Genomic DNA, 16,721 nt, shown 5'->3' with positions numbered 1-16,721 from the left:
TTTAAGCCCAGCATCTTATGAATACAATCCGCTCTGTTGTTTATCCAATATTCATTATTAGCTTAATTCTCTCTGGCTTTTGGTATATAGGCAGCGCCCTAACGGGTTTACTAATAATCATTGCCGTCATCATCTCAGGCAGCAGCACATTTGCACGACATACATGGAAAAATCATGCATTAACTTGGCTCATGCTGATTTATTTGGCTTGGTTGTTTATTGTCACTTTCAGTAGCGACATCCCTAACCCCAGCATGCTAACGCTTGCTGTATTAGCAGGCTTACCTGTGATCTACATCACAGCAAGCAATTCCCCTCATTTATCTAGCACATGGGCTCCATTACGCATGATGCTTTTCCTCGGTGCAATTGGTTTAGCTCTGTGGGGTTTATGGCAAGTAATTGCTAAAATTGGTTATGGCTTTCCTGTCGGCCCACTTGTGGATCGCAATGCTTTTGCCGCACTCATGAATTTATTATGGTTTCCAGCAACTTATTTATTCTTAACCAATACCAACTCTCGCAGCAAAGCAGCGATATACGGAGCAGGATTATTCATTATTAATATGGCGTTATTCGCCACGGCTTCACGTGGAGGAATTGTAACTTGGCTATTACTACTACCAGTATTACTATGGGCAGGCTGGGGTTATACAAAAGCAAAATGGTGGGTTGCCGCGATACCTTTAATCGCCTTCGGTGCTTATATCGCAAGCATGAACTTAGGCTCCGATACCAATATCGCCAATCGCAGTTTCGCACTCAGCCAGGACGCATCCACAGGCGCACGGCTGTTAATGTGGCAATCCGCACTACATATGTTGTGGGCACACCCTTTTACTGGCACAGGCTGGGGTACGTTTACGGGAATTTACCCCGCTTTTCGCTCACCACTGGAAAACACAACTGCTGGCGTTTTTGCCCACAATGATTATTTACAATTAGGTACTGAAGGTGGTGCGATCACACCAATACTACTCTTACTTATTTTGCTCGGCATACTATGGCAGTTACGCCGCAGCGTTAAACTCAGCATTACAGCGGCAGGGCTGGAAAGCACTGCGCTGCTATTAGGTGTGTTAGCAATTTTTATTCATGCTGGTTTAAATTTCATTTTCTATTTTGCGTTCATGAACATCATTGCAGGACTATACCTTGCCCGTGCCGCCCAGCTCACCGAAACGCCCCGTATAATCACATTACCCAGCCTGGCTCAAATCAGTAAACCCGTAAAACGCATAATGGCTGGATTTATTATCCTGCTCGCAGCCACGCCATTTGTCCTGCACCTTATTGCACAAGCCTGCTTAACAGGATCACAACCTGGTTTAAAGGTATTGCAAGTTGTTAAACCTAACATTAACGCTTACGATATTGCCAAACTGATTACCGCCATTCATCCGCAAGAGGGCATTGCGCAGGAAGTTATGCTGCAAATTACCGAAGCTGGTTTAGCTAATAGTGATGGTATTAGTATGACTGGAGGAAATTTTCAACTGGAATTATTGAATGAAACATTAGCCCGCTTTGACCAGGTTCGCGCCCAAACCGCTAACAACCCCAACATTGGCGTGCGTGAGGTCAAGATACTAGTAGCAAACCAATCAATACTCCCAACAGGTGTAGCTTATGCCAAAGCGCATAGCATCATTACCGCCAACCTAAAGGCTGATCCCTATCATGCGAATAGCTATATTGCGCTGGCTCGATTACAAGTTGCAGAAGGACACCGTGCCGATGCCATCAACACCCTGCAACAAGCAACCCATCACATTCTCACCCGCCGTGACCATCAGTTATTAAACGTAGAAACCTTACGCCAGCTCGCTGCACCTAAGATCATTCCCGAACTGGATGCTATCGAGAAAAAATTGCATGCCGTACGTTCAGATTCAGAAACTGGAAAGCCGCTTATTCTTGCACCACACTTTAGCGAAGATATTGATGCACAACTGCAGGCAATTGCAAATGGGCTCAACGTAATCCCTAAATGAGTTCATCATTGCCATCGTTTTGAATAGCGCACTAGAAACCGCTAGTCAAAAGCTTCGGGGTCGGTTCTAACATTCCAGCAGATTGGTTTGTCATACTTATAATTACCCACTTCACAACAGTGAACATCCCATAACATTCCCTCATCACATCTCAACGCCACTAATTTTATCGGTATAATGACAATTCAATTAATACGTTCGTCACGGATTACTGTCATGTTGAACATAAAAAAATTAGATACACTTACCGCAGAATTTCAATCTGAACTGGATCGTCTGCTGGCGTTTGAAAGTGAACAGGATACGGCCATTGAGCGTACGGTCGAGGACATATTGCGCCACGTGCGTCATGAAGGCGATGCGGCAGTGCTGGAATACACCAAGCGCTTTGACCGGCTGGATGTCGCGACCATGGCGGAACTAGAATTGCCTGTAGAGCGCTTGCAATCAGCGCTAGACAATCTGCCGGCAGATCAACGCACCGCGCTTGAAGCGGCTGCGCAACGTGTACGCAGCTATCATGAGCATCAAGTCATGACTTCATGGACATACGAAGAAGCCGATGGCACCGTGCTGGGACAACAAATTACTGCACTGGATCGCGTGGGTTTGTATGTGCCGGGTGGTAAAGCAGCCTATCCATCCTCGGTATTGATGAATGCGATCCCTGCCAAAGTCGCGGGCGTAGCTGAATTGATCATGGTGGTACCTACACCAGACGGCATACAAAATGAGTTGGTACTGGCAGCAGCAGCTGTAGCAGGTGTCACCCGTGTATTCACTATCGGTGGCGCGCAAGCTGTAGCTGCACTTGCTTATGGCACGGCGACCATCCCTCAGGTGGACAAAATCGTAGGGCCTGGTAATGCTTATGTCGCCTCAGCAAAACGCCGCGTGTTCGGCACTGTGGGCATAGACATGGTAGCAGGACCATCCGAAATTCTGATTATTTGCGATGGCAAAACCAATCCTGACTGGATCGCGATGGATTTGTTCTCGCAAGCCGAACATGACGAACTTGCGCAGTCTATTCTGCTTTGCCCTGATGCGGACTATATCGAGCAAGTGATGGTCAGCATCAATAAATTATTACCCGAAATGCCTCGCCATGAAGTGATTGCCACTTCGTTGCGTGACCGCGGCATTTTAATCAAGGTGCAAGATCTGGACGAAGCCGTGAAAATTGCCAATTACATTGCACCTGAGCATTTGGAATTATCCATGGATGATGCAGATGTGTGGGCAAAAAAAATCAAACACGCGGGTGCGATATTCATGGGACGTAACACTTGCGAAGCCATTGGCGATTATTGCGCCGGGCCTAACCACGTGTTGCCTACTTCACGCACAGCGCGGTTCTCCAGCCCGCTGGGTGTGTATGATTTCCAGAAACGTTCAAGTCTCATTCAAGTTTCTGCCCAAGGTGCAAACACGTTAGGACAAATCGCAACCACGCTTGCGTATGGCGAAGGTCTGCAAGCACACGCACGTTCAGCCGAGTACCGCATGACGACAAAATCATGAGTCGTTACTGGAGCGCGATTACCCACAAGCTCACTCCGTATGTACCGGGTGAGCAACCCAAGCTGGACAATTTGGTGAAGCTGAACACCAATGAAAGCCCCTACCCGCCAAGTCCGCGGGTGACGGAGGCATTTCATGAGAACATCCCCAATCAATTGCAACTCTATCCGGATCCTAACAGCACGGCATTGCGCACAGCAATTGCTGAATATCACAATGTAGACATAAGCAATGTATTCGTCGGTAATGGTTCAGATGAAGTCTTAGCGCATGCTTTTCATGCATTGCTAAAACATGAATCGCCAATATTATTCCCTGACATTACCTATAGCTTTTATCCCGTCTACTGTGGCTTGTATGACATAGCGCACACACTGGTACCGCTAACTGAGGATTTCCAGATTCGGGTGGATGATTATATGCGCCCTAATGGCGGCATTATTTTCCCTAACCCGAATGCACCAACGGGATGCCCCGTAGCTCTAGCTGATATTGAACGTTTGCTGATTGCCAACCCCGATAGCGTGGTGGTGATAGATGAAGCCTATGTTGATTATGGCGCGGATTCCGCGGTCAATTTAATTACCAAATATCCGCAACTATTAGTCGTCCACACCTTCTCCAAATCACGTGGTTTGGCGGGGTTACGTGTGGGTTATGCGGTAGGCAATAGCGAGCTAATAGACGGACTAACGCGCGTCAAAGACAGCTTCAACTCCTATCCGTTAGGCAAATTAGCACAAATCGGTTCAGCAGCAGCTATACAAGATATCGAATATTTTGAATCTACTTGCGAACAAGTTATAGCTACCCGCGAACAGATGATTACGGATTTGATCATACTGGGCTTTAACGTGCTGCCATCTGCCGCAAACTTTGTATTTGCCAGCCATCCACAGCACGATGGCGCAACACTCACTGCCAAACTGCGTGAACGCAGCATCATTGTCAGACATTTCCGCAACCCTGAACGTATTGCGCCATTTATGCGTATTACGGTGGGCACAGACGAACAATGTGCTATATTAATCAATGCACTTACTGAAATTCTCACTCAAACTACTGAATAACCACCATGCGCACAGCCGAAGTGACTCGTAATACGCTGGAAACCCAGATTAGCGTTGCCATTAACCTAGATGGCACAGGCGTTAGCCGTTTTAATACTGGCGTTCCTTTTTTAGACCACATGATGGATCAAATTGCCCGCCACGGCGTGATTGATATTGCCATAGATGCCGTAGGTGATTTGCATATAGATGCACACCATACCGTTGAGGATATCGGCATTACCTTGGGACAGGCATTTGCCAAGGCTATCGGTGACAAAAAAGGAGTGCGCCGTTATGGGCACGCCTATGTACCGCTGGATGAGGCGCTATCCCGTGTAGTTCTAGATTTATCAGGACGACCTGGACTGGAATATCACGTTACATTTACTCGTGCTTCCATAGGCGACTTTGATGTAGACTTATTCCATGAGTTTTTTCAGGGATTTATCAACCATGCGGGTGTAACCTTGCATATTGATAATTTGCGTGGCAATAACGCACATCATCAAGCAGAAACCATATTCAAGGCATTTGGTCGTGCATTGCGCATGGCGGTTGAGCCAGATCCGCGTATGGGCGGTGTAATGCCTTCTACCAAAGGATGTTTGTAGCATGGCTGTTGATATTGCAGTAATCGATTATGGCATGGGCAATTTACGCTCAGTCTCAAAAGCACTAGAACACGTCGCCCCTGCTGCCAGCGTTGCTGTTACTGCTGACCCTGAAGTGATCCTAACCGCTGGGCGCGTAGTGTTTCCAGGAGTAGGTGCAATGGGTGACTGCATGGCTGAATTGGATCAGCGTGGTTTGATCGACGTAGTCAAACAAGCCGCTGCCAGCAAGCCTTTTTTAGGAATTTGTCTGGGCATGCAAATGCTGTTTGAGCATAGCGAAGAAGGTGATGTCGCGGGTTTGGGTATTTTGCCTGGACGCGTATTGCGCTTCCCTGCTGAAGCCATGTTTGATAATCGCAATGAGCGCCTGAAAGTCCCGCACATGGGCTGGAACGAAGTTCATCAAGCGGTGCCACACCCAATGTGGAATGGCATTACTGATGGCGCACGGTTTTATTTTGTACACAGCTATTATGTAGAAGCGGGCAATCCCGAACTGGTTTCTGCGTTCACGCTCTACCCTTTCCCATTTACCTGCGCAGTTGCGCACAACAATATTTTCGCGGTGCAATTCCACCCGGAAAAGAGCCAGGCGGCTGGTTTAACGCTGCTTGGTAATTTTGTAACCTGGGAAGGCAATGTTGCCCCCAACCAATGTGACACATTCAATACTGAATGCGCCCTTTAACCAACTGATTTATATATTATTTCATCATGTTAATTATCCCTGCGATAGACCTAAAAGACGGTCACTGTGTACGCCTCAAACAAGGTTTAATGGAAGAGTCTACTGTATTCAGCGAAGACCCTGCCGAAATGGCACGCCACTGGTTAGCACAAGGTGCACAACGCTTGCATCTGGTTGACTTGAATGGCGCATTTGCAGGAAAACCTGTAAATGGCGCAGCCATACGTTCCATCGTTGATGCAGTTGGCATCGATATCCCAGTACAACTGGGTGGTGGCATACGCGATCTGGATACCATCTCGACCTATTTGGACAGCGGCATACGCTATGTCATTATCGGAACTGCTGCCGTGAAAACCCCAGGCTTCCTGCACGATGCCTGCAATGCTTTCCCAGGACAAATCATCGTTGGCCTGGATGCCAAGGACGGCAAAGTCGCAGTGGATGGCTGGTCTAAGCTGACGCAGCATGATGTCATTGATCTGGCGATAAAATTCCAGGATTATGGTGTCGAAGGTGTTATCTATACCGATATAGGCCGGGATGGCATGTTAAGCGGCGTAAACATCGAAGCCACAGTCAAGTTAGCGCAAGCGTTGACTATCCCTATCATTGCCAGTGGCGGCATCACTAACCTCGACGATGTCCGTAATTTATGCGCAGTAGAACATGAGGGAATTATGGGTGCTATCACTGGACGTGCGATTTACGAAGGCACACTAGATTTCCAAGCAGCGCAGGCATTGGCTGATGAATTGTCAGGTGTCTGATGGGACTCGCTAAACGCATTATTCCCTGCCTGGATGTTAACGCGGGGCGCGTGGTCAAAGGGGTCAATTTCGTCGATTTACGTGATGCCGGCGATCCAGTTGAAATCGCACGCCGCTATGACCGAGAAGGTGCAGATGAGCTAACCTTTCTCGATATTACTGCCAGCTCAGATCAACGCGATTTAATCCTCCCCATCATTGAAGCTGTTGCTTCTGAAGTGTTTATACCGCTGACTGTCGGTGGTGGTGTACGTGAAGTCAACGATGTCCGCCGCCTGCTCAATGCTGGCGCGGACAAAGTCAGCATCAATACTACAGCAGTCAACAACCCACAAATGGTAGCCGATGCTGCTGCGCGCTTTGGCTCGCAATGCATAGTTGTAGCGATTGACGCAAAAACCAATGCAGATGGTCGTTGGGAAGTATTCACTCATGGCGGACGTACTGCCACAGGCCTTGATGTAGTCGAGTGGGCATTTAAAATGCAGGAGCTGGGAGCTGGGGAGATTCTGCTTACCAGCATGGACAGAGACGGCACCAAAAGCGGCTTTAATCTTGCACTAACTCGCGCTGTATCAGATGCGCTCAACATTCCCGTTATCGCCAGTGGCGGCGTCGGCACATTACAACATCTTGCAGATGGTGTCATACAAGGCCATGCGGATGCGGTGCTGGCTGCCAGCATTTTCCACTTTGGCGAATACAGCATACACGAAGCCAAATTGCACATGATGCAAAATGGCATAGAAGTCCGGCTATGAGCGTACAAGATAGTTATTTAAGCAAAGTTAACTGGTCAGCTGATGGCTTGGTGCCAGTCATTGCTCAGGATATGCACACCAACGAAGTACTCATGGTCGCATGGATGAACCGTGAAGCGCTTAAACGTACCGTGGAACTAGGTGAAGTGGTGTACTGGTCACGGTCACGCAAGAAACTCTGGCATAAAGGTGAAGAGTCGGGTCATATCCAGAAAGTTCATGAAATCCGCCTGGATTGTGATGAAGACGTATTACTCATTAAAATCGAACAAATCGGCGGCATTAGTTGTCACACTGGCAGACATGATTGTTTTTTCCAGAAATTGGTTGACCATGAATGGCAAATTACTGAGCCTGTATTAAAAGACCCAGCGGAAATTTACAAAAAATGAGCGAAATATTAAATCGAGTTGCTGCTACGCTGGAAGCACGCAAAATCAGCACAGCGGATAGTTCTTACGTTGCCAGCTTATACGCCAAAGGACTGGACAGCATACTCAAGAAAGTTGCAGAAGAGGCCGCAGAAACCATCATGGCAGCGAAAGATGGTGATAAGCAGCACATCGTTTATGAAGTAGCCGATTTATGGTTTCATACGATGATCTTATTGGCGCAACAAGGCTTGGGACCTCAAGACATACTTAATGAACTGGCACGCCGTGAAGGGGTATCAGGTCATACTGAAAAAGCCGCACGCAAGGAGAATTGATGAGCGATTGTATTTTTTGCAAAATCGTTGCTGGTGCATTACCTAGTAAAAAAGTTTACGAAGATGATGAAATCATTGCATTCCATGATATTCATCCTATTGCACCCGTGCATATTTTAATTATTCCCAAGGCGCACATAGTATCTTTGTCTGAATGCGAGAATAATCATCAAGCTTTGCTTGGACGAATGTTATTATTAGCACCTCAACTGGCACGTGAACATGGCCTGGAAACTGGTTTCCGCACCATGATCAACACAGGTCGTGGTGGTGGTCAGGAAGTATTCCACCTACACATACATATTTTTGGCGGCGGCGACAAACTCGCCCGTACTTAATTTAAGGAGACATCATGGGTAGCTTTAGCATTTGGCATTGGTTAATCGTATTGGCCATCGTTTTGGTCATATTTGGTACTAAAAAACTGCGCAACATTGGCAGCGACGTTGGCGGCGCAGTGAAAAATTTCAAAGACGCTATGAAAGAAGGCGACCAAAGCCAGATCGACAGCACACGCACCGGGCAGACCATAGACGGTGAAGTGAAAGAAAAAACTAAGAGCTGATATGTTTGACATAGGCTTTTCCGAAATTGTTCTCATTGGGGTAGTCGCCTTAGTCGTTATAGGCCCAGAGCGACTCCCTAAAGTGGCACGCACTGCAGGATTATTAATTGGACGTATGCAACGCTACATGGCCTCAGTCAAGGCTGATATCAGTCAAGAAATCCAGCTTGATGAATTGAAGCGCAGCGGCGAAGCATTCAAACAAAGCCTTAGCGACACAGAACAACACATTAGCCATGAAATTCACGATACTACACAGGCAATAACAGCGGACTATAGCCATCATGAAACGCCAGTAGCTGAGACAGACACGCCAGCTGAAATTGTCCCAGAGCAAATACAAGGCGAGCTAGCGCTAGATATCCCTGCCGATACAAACACCACTACACATAAAACGCATGACCACGCCTGATAATCAAGATACATTTATTTCACATCTGATAGAACTACGAAACCGCATCATTCGTGCGTTATTGGCATTCATTCTGGTTTTTATAGGTTTGTTTCACTGGGCGAACAATATCTACACCCTACTTGCACAGCCGTTATTACACGCACTACCTAAAGGCGGTCAACTAATCGCAACCGAAGTCACTGCCCCATTCTTTGTGCCTATCAAAGTCACTATGATGGCCGCTTTTCTTATTGCACTTCCTTACATACTCTACCAAATGTGGGCATTCATCGCCCCTGGTTTATACTCACACGAAAAGAAAATTGGCATACCGCTTATCATCGCCAGCGTTGTCTTGTTCTTGTGCGGCATGTCATTTGCCTACTTCCTGGTATTCCCTGTTGTGTTTGGATTTATTGCAGGGGTAGCGCCTGTTGGTGTTGCAGTAATGACCGACATAGGCAAGTACTTAGACTTTGTCATGACCATGTTCATGGCATTCGGCATTACATTTGAAGTCCCTGTCGTGGTAGTACTGTTAGTCAAGGTTGGCTTTGTCAGTGTCGCTAAATTGCGTGACATTCGACCCTACGTCATCGTCGGTGCTTTTGTCATAGGCGCAATTTTCACCCCTCCTGACATGGTGTCACAAATCATGCTCGCCGTACCTTTATGGCTGCTGTATGAGTTGGGCATACTCGTCGCCAGTCTCGTTACTCGTCCAGCAGCAGATGAAGATACGTATCAGCCATTATCAGAGGCTGAAATGGAACAAGAACTAGATAATATGGATAAGCACTAACACAGTGCAATTGCACATAAATAGTGCTTTATTTTCATAAATTCACTATTTAGGTGCGATTTATCAATTATAAAAATAAACAACATTGATTAATAACGATTAATTTTCTGGCTCGATTTTTGCTTTTTTCTATCCCCATTGTCACAAGGAGATAGTATGGAAAATCTTAAAGTCAGTAACGATGTTTTATTTATTTTGCTCGGTGCCATCATGGTACTCGCCATGCATGCCGGGTTTGCTTTTCTTGAACTGGGTACAGTCCGCCGCAAAAACCGGGTTAACGCACTAGTTAAAATCCTCGCTGATTTTTCCATTTCAACTATTGCCTATTTTTTCATAGGTTATGGGGTTGCGTATGGCGTACATTTTTTTCATGGATCAGACATCCTCATAGCCAAAAACGGCTATGAATTGGTCAAATTTTTCTTTCTGCTTACCTTCGCTGCCGCCATTCCCGCCATCATTTCAGGCGGCATAGCTGAACGCGCGAAATTCGGCCCTCAACTTGCAGCGACCTTTATACTGGTTGGTCTGGTTTATCCATTTTTTGAAGGCATAGCTTGGAACAATCACTACGGTATACAGGACTGGCTGAAACTACAATTCGGCGCCAACTTTCACGACTTCGCCGGCTCTGTTGTAGTTCACGCAATGGGCGGATGGATAGCACTTGCCGCCGTATTATTACTAGGCGCCAGACATGGACGTTACCGCAAGAATGGCGAAGTAGCGGCACACCCTCCTTCCAGCATCCCTTTCCTTGCACTGGGCTCATGGATACTCATCGTTGGCTGGTTTGGTTTCAATGTTATGTCCGCGCAAAGCATAGACAAAATCAGCGGTCTGGTTGCCATCAATTCACTCATGGCCATGGTTGGTGGCACGCTCACTGCATTGCTGGTGGGTCGTAACGATCCTGGCTTTGTGCATAACGGCGCATTAGCGGGTCTGGTTGCCGTCTGCGCAGGTTCTGATTTAATGCATCCACTTGGTGCTTTAATCACTGGTGGTGTCGCTGGTGCATTATTTGTATGGATGTTCACTATCACCCAAAACAAGTGGAAAATCGATGATGTATTAGGTGTATGGCCACTACACGGCTTATGTGGCACCTGGGGTGGTTTAGCGGCTGGCATATTCGGCTCAACCGCTATGGGTGGGCTAGGTGGCGTATCCTTCATGGCGCAGCTTATAGGCACGTTGGGCGCTATTGCCGTGGGACTCGCAGGCGGATTCATAGTCTATGGCACACTAAAACGACTGGTGGGGATACGTCTGGATCAGGAAGAAGAGTTCAATGGTGCGGATTTAAGCATACATAAAATTTCTGCCACTGCTGAACATGACGGAAACTGGTAATCAGGAGTTATTTACCAGTTTTATAATCTCATCCAGTGCCAGCATTGCCCAGCTTATGACCGCATCTCGCCCCAATCCATCGGAGGCTAATGCAGCCACAGCCAGGCGAGCGCTGGCACTGATGCGTAATGCACTGACTGCAACATCATCTCGTAAGCCACAGGGAACGGGCTGACCAAGCTGAAACCGTAATCCACTTGAGCAAGTTTCCGATAATTGCTTATAAATGGATAGAGTTTGAGCTTGCGTCAATGGCTGCGCATCACGATAAAGTACAAATGATAAGATAGTTTGCTCACTATCCCATGCTGCACAATCTCTTTGCAGTTTAGGCACAGCCAACAATTCAAATTCAGCATGCTGAACAAGCTTGCTGTGTATTGCTGCCGAAAAATTAGCAAAAAACGCTAGCACTTCACCGCTATCCAACTTAGCAAAAGCATGCATTTCATACAATGCTGCTCGCCAGCGCAAATACAATCCATGATTACTTGCTGGCTGATTAAGCCCACTGACATCAAATCCTCGCGGCCAATCGAGCGGATGTGATGTCGCCTGTAAACCAACAGGAACTGGAAAACGTTGCCACTGCTGTGCAACATTTTGCGGAATCAATATCGCACCAGAAAAACAGGGGCCAGTGATGAATTTAGACCCCGTCACCACTACCACGTAGTCTTTTTGCAAATAAGATTGCAGCGTCGCAGGAGCTAATCGGAATTGGCTGGCATCGACCAACACAGTAATCTGTTCAGGATATCGCGCTTGCAAGCTGGCAACACACGCAAGGCTGGGCGCCATCATGCCCGTTTTTGACACATCAATCAGATTGATCAATACGTGCTGCTGCTGGGCAATGGCGGCAGATGCTGCCGCGTCTATATCAGCATCAATCAATGCACTGTCACGTGGATGACCATTTTGTTCACGCAACGCTACGGTCGCAAGTAACAGACGGTCATGTACTAACGCTGCTGCCACACCACTGCCAGTTTCTTCTGGCGCAACCATGATGGTTGCCAATACTTGCTGATTCACGGCCTGTACATATTGCGCGACGATATGATGTGCATCCGTACCTGAAGCCGCAAAAACCACATCTACATCATCATTCACACCAACAAAATTACGCAACTGCTGACGCATGTCGTTCCACGCCTGCTCATCACTGATCTGATTGGCCAACCGATTGACTTCATCCCATGCATCTGCAGAAATCACCGAGGCGGTAGACGAACCCAAGGCGATTAAATTACCATCCGGCTGCACTGTACAGCCATATTGATTCCGCCCTGTTACGGGGTCGGGTACGATACGCCTATCACCACCTGCGGCCAGCCATTGCGATGTTGTTAATTTCAATGCACGCTACTCGCAGTGACTAATAAATCATAGAACGCCCGGAATACTTTATGCATGTGCGGCTGTTTGTAAGGAAACATCTCCACATCATCCATGGCATGCACCACCATATTGCTATCTATTTCAAAAATCAAAAGTTCACCTTGCGCTGTTTCTGCGCAATCTATACCGACATAATCCAGCCCCGTAGCCGCCGCAATCGCACTTAGCGCTTGTGCATGACGCACGGCAAAGTCATCATCGAACTTTGCCATTGCCTGCGCTTCTTCATCACGATTTACCGCATTTTCTGTCATCTCCGCATTCAGATAATGCACCATCCAATGCTTGGAAATCGCCAGATGACACAAGTAAGGTTTTCCACGCATCAGTACAATGCGATATTTTCTATATCGCCCTGCTGCATCGCTGTAATCAACAAACTTTGCCAGATAAAAATCATCACCGGCCTGTTCAAGTAAATATTTGGCAAGTTCATCACCCGTAGTTATCCGCGCCAGCCCTCTCCCCGCATGGGAGTCAACCGGCCGAACTATCACAGGATAATCAAGCGCATCAACCCATTCCGACAGGGACAGAACGCCTGCCGCCAAATCCATCAACTGCGCTCTGGTCACACGCACTGTTTGTGGCATAACAATGTTGGGCTCGTATTGCAGCGCCGCACTGACTTGATCACGGGCAACAGCCGCAATTTCAGCAGGCAAGTTCAGCACCGGGCGTGGCCAGATGCCGATAAAGCTGTCGATAAATGCCAGCAATGCCTGATTTTTATCAGATTCACCCACAGCCACAAACAGTACATCGTGCTCAGGCACCCATTCAGGCAGGGGCAGACTGGTATCAACATACAACAGACTAAGTTCGACATTCTCGTCGGCCACCAGAAACTCCACCGGTGTATTCGACATCAAATCGCCAGGCCCCATCATCACCAACAAGCGCAGCGGTGTGTCACCCGCCTTATCCTGAACTTGGTATAACTGTTGTATTTTCAATGCTTCTGCTTGCGCCATCAGCCCCATCTCGGGGTTATGCATCAACTGAAATAACGTAGCCATATCCATCAAGGCATGTGCTGCCTGAGGATATTCCGCAACATAGGCTAGCAGATCTGTGCCCAGCGGCGTCAAGTCTTCACCATGTAACGCCATCCGCATCAGCGTCGGCAATCCAATCAACTTGGGTGGGTCAGATTCATACACCTGCATCAACGCATGCCAATTTCGTGTCATACACCAGCTCCTGTTAATTCCGCGCCGAATTTCAATACACCCGCAACCAGTGCATCCATATCTTGCTGCGCTGCCCGATGATTTACCAGCGCAGCACGTATGACCAATTTGCCATTGATAGTAGTCGTGGAAGGGGCTACATGACCAGCTAATTGTAATTGGGTCACTATCTCAGCATTGATAGCATCACTGGCATCATAACGAAAACACACGACATTCAATGACACGGGCGCTGCCAGAATCAATTGTGGCTGCGCCTTAATAAGCTGTTGCAGATACTGCGCCAGCTCACAGGTATAGGCAATACTGGCGCCGATCTTATCGGCACCATACACTTGCAACGTAAACCATGTTTTTAGTGCGCGAAATCCTCGCGATAAATCAGGACCGTAATCACACGGCCACGGCGAGCCAGCCGCCATACCACAGGCTTCACGACGTAAATAAGCTGCGGGAGTAGCAAACGTCTCATAATGCTGCGTACCATCACGCACGATGACAAAGCCGGCATCGTAAGGCACTTGCCCCCACTTATGAAAATCGAACGCCACTGAATCAGCGCGCTCCAATCCCTGTAAACGCGGCCGCAAGCCCGGCGACAACATCGCCAGCGCACCATAGGCGCCATCGATATGGAACCAAAGCTGGTGTTGCTGCGCGACATCTGCCAGCACAGGCAAATCATCTATTGCGCCGACATCAACAGAACCCGCAGTACCGATCAGCATGAACGGCACATAGCCTTGCGCCAAATCTTCAGCAATCGCAGTTTGCAATTTCGCCACATCCATAGAGAACTCGGCGTTCAGCGGAATGATACGCAACGCATCTATGCCCAGCCCGGATAAATCCATTGCTTGGGCAATGCAGCCATGCGCTCCCGCCGAGGTGTAAGCTACCAAACGCTGCTGCACCTGATTCACACCCACATTCCGCACTGCCGCACCCAATGCCGTTTTCCGCGCCACCAGCACAGCAATAAAATTCGCCATCGACGTACCGGTCACGAATAGACCACTGGCTGTTTCGGGGAAGCCAAACAAATCCCGCACCCAGTGCAATATCTGCTGTTCAACCAGCACAGGAACCTGATTACGTCCACCCACATTCGCGTTCAACCCTGCCGCCAGCATTTCTGCCAGCATGCCCACTGGTGTACCCGCGCCATGCACCCAACCCATAAAACCCGGATGCGCGTTGCCAATAGCATAAGGCAATATCGCCTGCATGAAGGTATCGTGAACTACCGCCAAATCCTGTCCCTCTATGGGCATATCCGCATCAAACTCATGACGCACAGCATCAGGCGCAGGCTGCCACACGGGGCGCTCACGTAAATTTTCCAGGTAATCAAACATGTCATCGAGCATACGATGACCTTGCTGACGCAACGCCAGCCACTCTTCTTTATTATGTGGATCTAAACTTGACAACACCGACTCCTAGGACAAGCCATACTGTTTTAATTTGCGATATAAAGTACGCTCGCTCATCCCCAATATATCAGCCACGTTACGCCTGTGTCCATGGTGGATTTTTAGTAACTCAGCGATATAGTCTGCTTCCAGTTGGGTAATAGGAATACCAGCCACCACTTTCTGCATTTCCTGAACCGTACCGGAGTTGGGCAATACGGGACTAGCATCAATTTGCGGCGCGTTATTCAATGAACTACCCAGCACAATTTGTTCCGCATCTATTACGCTGTTATTGCATATCGCCACTGCACGCAACAGAATATTCCGCAACTCACGCACGTTGCCAGGAAAATCATACGCCATCAGCTTATCCAGCGCTCTGTCAGTCAGCTTGCAACGCGGCGCACCGGCTTCGGTAATGCGTTTCAGCATGGTTTCAGCCAATGCAGGAATATCTATACGACGCTCACGCAAGCTGGGTAACCGTAAATCTATTCCAGCAATACGATAATATAAATCCAGACGATATTGCCCCGTCTCCGCCATATCCAGCAGATTACGATTGGTTGCGGCAACGATGCGCACATCTGCTGTTAGTGTTTCCGTACCGCCCATGCGCCGATACTCACCGCTCTCCAGCACTCGCAATAACTTGGCCTGCATGGTTAACGGTATTTCACCTGCCTCATCCAGAAATAAGGTACCGCCATGCGCTAATTCAAACAAACCTTGCTTGCGTCCGATACAGCCGGTAAAAGCACCACGCTCATGGCCAAACAGCTCGTCCTCAAACATGGTTTCTGTAATCGCTGCACAATTGATCGCCACAAATGGCTTATCGTGCCGGCTAGAGCGTTTATGCAAATATTGCGCTGCCAGCTCCTTGCCAACACCGCTCTCACCCAGCAGCAATACTGACGCTTCAGACTCTGCCACGCGCGCCAGCATTTCCACACAATGCAAAAATGCAGGTGAATGCCCTACCATGCGCATCTCGTCACAATTAAGTTCATCAGGATTAGCGATAGGCACGATCAATTCACCCAGATAGCGCACGCCCACCTCACCCATAATCGGATGTCCTTTGATACGAGCATATTCAGGTCGATGATGACGATCAAAATGAGTATGTATCACCTCATGCTGCTTGGCAGTACTGAATACCGCCTGATGAGGACAATCTTCACCATGTTGGTGACAGGGCACATCCGAACGATGCGAGACTTCATAGCAATGCTTGCCAACTATTTCCTGCTGCGAGATACCATAATTTTCACAATAAGCCTGATTGGCACCCACTATCTGATATTGCTCATCAATCAGCACGAAAGGTGCAGATTGTACCTCCAGCAAAGAAAGTAACTCCGGGCTTAATTTAGTGTCCACTGCGACCTCCCTGACAAAATGTCATGACAATCTCCACATCATAATATGACACCCGCCATTATGTCATGACAAATATCAGTATCCACGA

General features: G+C 48.0%; 18 protein-coding genes. 14 read left to right on the top strand and 4 right to left on the bottom strand.

All coding sequences use genetic code 11. From position 1 onward, the window contains the following. Positions 1-17 precede the first annotated feature (17 nt). The 14 genes from SFSGTM_RS04485 (at position 18) to SFSGTM_RS04420 (ending at position 11,232) form a co-directional block, all read left to right on the top strand. Positions 18-1,994: an O-antigen ligase family protein gene (locus SFSGTM_RS04485; RefSeq protein WP_162084128.1), complete on the top strand. Its 1,977-nt coding sequence runs from the start codon at positions 18-20 to the stop codon at positions 1,992-1,994. A 219-nt stretch (positions 1,995-2,213) separates the two neighbouring features. Then, positions 2,214-3,518, top strand: coding sequence for a histidinol dehydrogenase (gene hisD / locus SFSGTM_RS04480; protein ID WP_162086203.1), 1,305 nt, complete (start codon positions 2,214-2,216; stop codon positions 3,516-3,518). Next, positions 3,515-4,588, top strand: coding sequence for a histidinol-phosphate transaminase (gene hisC / locus SFSGTM_RS04475; RefSeq protein WP_162084127.1), 1,074 nt, complete (start codon positions 3,515-3,517; stop codon positions 4,586-4,588). The genes hisD and hisC overlap by 4 nt, the downstream gene beginning before the upstream one ends. A gap of 5 nt (positions 4,589-4,593) precedes the next feature. After that, positions 4,594-5,181: an imidazoleglycerol-phosphate dehydratase HisB gene (gene hisB / locus SFSGTM_RS04470; protein WP_162084126.1), complete on the top strand. Its 588-nt coding sequence runs from the start codon at positions 4,594-4,596 to the stop codon at positions 5,179-5,181. Position 5,182: 1 nt separating this feature from the next. Continuing rightward, positions 5,183-5,872 carry an imidazole glycerol phosphate synthase subunit HisH gene (hisH, locus tag SFSGTM_RS04465; protein WP_162084125.1) on the top strand — a complete coding sequence of 230 codons (690 nt, stop codon included), beginning with the start codon at positions 5,183-5,185 and terminating at the stop codon, positions 5,870-5,872. Between the two features lie 26 nt (positions 5,873-5,898). Then, on the top strand, positions 5,899-6,642 hold the full coding sequence (gene hisA / locus SFSGTM_RS04460) for a 1-(5-phosphoribosyl)-5-[(5-phosphoribosylamino)methylideneamino]imidazole-4-carboxamide isomerase (RefSeq protein WP_162084124.1): 744 nt from the start codon (positions 5,899-5,901) through the stop codon (positions 6,640-6,642). Beyond that, positions 6,642-7,403, top strand: coding sequence for an imidazole glycerol phosphate synthase subunit HisF (gene hisF, locus SFSGTM_RS04455; protein ID WP_162084123.1), 762 nt, complete (start codon positions 6,642-6,644; stop codon positions 7,401-7,403). The genes hisA and hisF overlap by 1 nt, the downstream gene beginning before the upstream one ends. Next, the gene (gene hisI, locus SFSGTM_RS04450) at positions 7,400-7,795 is read left to right on the top strand and encodes a phosphoribosyl-AMP cyclohydrolase (RefSeq protein ID WP_162084122.1); all 396 of its coding nucleotides are present in this window, start codon (positions 7,400-7,402) and stop codon (positions 7,793-7,795) included. The genes hisF and hisI overlap by 4 nt, the downstream gene beginning before the upstream one ends. Then, on the top strand, positions 7,792-8,112 hold the full coding sequence (locus SFSGTM_RS04445; RefSeq protein WP_162084121.1) for a phosphoribosyl-ATP diphosphatase: 321 nt from the start codon (positions 7,792-7,794) through the stop codon (positions 8,110-8,112). Before hisI ends, SFSGTM_RS04445 begins: the two co-directional genes overlap by 4 nt. After that, positions 8,112-8,450, top strand: a complete 339-nt coding sequence (locus SFSGTM_RS04440) for a histidine triad nucleotide-binding protein (protein WP_174237393.1) — start codon at positions 8,112-8,114, stop codon at positions 8,448-8,450. The genes SFSGTM_RS04445 and SFSGTM_RS04440 overlap by 1 nt, the downstream gene beginning before the upstream one ends. Positions 8,451-8,464: 14 nt before the next feature. Continuing rightward, positions 8,465-8,677, top strand: a complete 213-nt coding sequence (tatA, locus tag SFSGTM_RS04435) for a Sec-independent protein translocase subunit TatA (protein WP_162084119.1) — start codon at positions 8,465-8,467, stop codon at positions 8,675-8,677. A gap of 1 nt (position 8,678) precedes the next feature. Then, entirely contained in the window at positions 8,679-9,089 is a 411-nt protein-coding gene (tatB, locus tag SFSGTM_RS04430) for a Sec-independent protein translocase protein TatB (protein WP_162084118.1), read from the top strand. Further along, a complete protein-coding gene (gene tatC / locus SFSGTM_RS04425; RefSeq protein ID WP_162084117.1) occupies positions 9,076-9,873 on the top strand; it encodes a twin-arginine translocase subunit TatC in 798 nt (265 codons plus the stop codon). Before tatB ends, tatC begins: the two co-directional genes overlap by 14 nt. Positions 9,874-10,029: 156 nt before the next feature. Beyond that, the gene (locus tag SFSGTM_RS04420; protein ID WP_162084116.1) at positions 10,030-11,232 is read left to right on the top strand and encodes an ammonium transporter; all 1,203 of its coding nucleotides are present in this window, start codon (positions 10,030-10,032) and stop codon (positions 11,230-11,232) included. Here SFSGTM_RS04420 and SFSGTM_RS04415 read toward each other — a convergent pair whose 3' ends face one another. The 4 genes from SFSGTM_RS04415 to SFSGTM_RS04400 are packed head-to-tail and all read right to left on the bottom strand — an operon-like array spanning position 11,233 to position 16,633. After that, entirely contained in the window at positions 11,233-12,594 is a 1,362-nt protein-coding gene (locus tag SFSGTM_RS04415; protein WP_162084115.1) for an aminotransferase class V-fold PLP-dependent enzyme, read from the bottom strand. Next, positions 12,591-13,829 (bottom strand): ATP-grasp domain-containing protein, encoded by a 1,239-nt coding sequence (locus SFSGTM_RS04410; protein WP_232526042.1) that lies wholly within the window; start codon positions 13,827-13,829, stop codon positions 12,591-12,593. Before SFSGTM_RS04410 ends, SFSGTM_RS04415 begins: the two co-directional genes overlap by 4 nt. After that, complete coding sequence (locus SFSGTM_RS04405; protein ID WP_198420614.1) at positions 13,826-15,262, bottom strand: pyridoxal phosphate-dependent decarboxylase family protein; 1,437 nt, start codon at positions 15,260-15,262, stop codon at positions 13,826-13,828. The genes SFSGTM_RS04410 and SFSGTM_RS04405 overlap by 4 nt, the downstream gene beginning before the upstream one ends. Before the next feature lie 9 nt (positions 15,263-15,271). After that, positions 15,272-16,633: a sigma-54 interaction domain-containing protein gene (locus SFSGTM_RS04400; RefSeq protein WP_162084114.1), complete on the bottom strand. Its 1,362-nt coding sequence runs from the start codon at positions 16,631-16,633 to the stop codon at positions 15,272-15,274. Positions 16,634-16,721 lie beyond the last annotated feature (88 nt).

Origin of the sequence: Sulfuriferula nivalis (assembly GCF_009937995.1) — a bacterium.
Lineage (GTDB): Bacteria > Pseudomonadota > Gammaproteobacteria > Burkholderiales > Sulfuriferulaceae > Sulfuriferula > Sulfuriferula nivalis.
This window is presented reverse-complemented; position numbering and strand designations above follow the sequence as displayed.

Excerpts from the sequence above, each read along its gene's own strand:
- SFSGTM_RS04485 (WP_162084128.1), top strand. The coding sequence starts at position 18 with ATGAATACAATCCGCTCTGTTGTTTATCCAATATTCATTATTAGCTTA.
- hisC (WP_162084127.1), top strand. The coding sequence starts at position 3,515 with ATGAGTCGTTACTGGAGCGCGATTACCCACAAGCTCACTCCGTATGTA.
- hisB (WP_162084126.1), top strand. The coding sequence starts at position 4,594 with ATGCGCACAGCCGAAGTGACTCGTAATACGCTGGAAACCCAGATTAGC.
- hisH (WP_162084125.1), top strand. The coding sequence starts at position 5,183 with ATGGCTGTTGATATTGCAGTAATCGATTATGGCATGGGCAATTTACGC.
- hisA (WP_162084124.1), top strand. The coding sequence starts at position 5,899 with ATGTTAATTATCCCTGCGATAGACCTAAAAGACGGTCACTGTGTACGC.
- hisF (WP_162084123.1), top strand. The coding sequence starts at position 6,642 with ATGGGACTCGCTAAACGCATTATTCCCTGCCTGGATGTTAACGCGGGG.
- hisI (WP_162084122.1), top strand. The coding sequence starts at position 7,400 with ATGAGCGTACAAGATAGTTATTTAAGCAAAGTTAACTGGTCAGCTGAT.
- SFSGTM_RS04445 (WP_162084121.1), top strand. The coding sequence starts at position 7,792 with ATGAGCGAAATATTAAATCGAGTTGCTGCTACGCTGGAAGCACGCAAA.
- SFSGTM_RS04440 (WP_174237393.1), top strand. The coding sequence starts at position 8,112 with ATGAGCGATTGTATTTTTTGCAAAATCGTTGCTGGTGCATTACCTAGT.
- tatA (WP_162084119.1), top strand. The coding sequence starts at position 8,465 with ATGGGTAGCTTTAGCATTTGGCATTGGTTAATCGTATTGGCCATCGTT.
- tatB (WP_162084118.1), top strand. The coding sequence starts at position 8,679 with ATGTTTGACATAGGCTTTTCCGAAATTGTTCTCATTGGGGTAGTCGCC.
- tatC (WP_162084117.1), top strand. The coding sequence starts at position 9,076 with ATGACCACGCCTGATAATCAAGATACATTTATTTCACATCTGATAGAA.
- SFSGTM_RS04420 (WP_162084116.1), top strand. The coding sequence starts at position 10,030 with ATGGAAAATCTTAAAGTCAGTAACGATGTTTTATTTATTTTGCTCGGT.
- SFSGTM_RS04410 (WP_232526042.1), bottom strand. The coding sequence starts at position 13,829 with ATGACACGAAATTGGCATGCGTTGATGCAGGTGTATGAATCTGACCCA.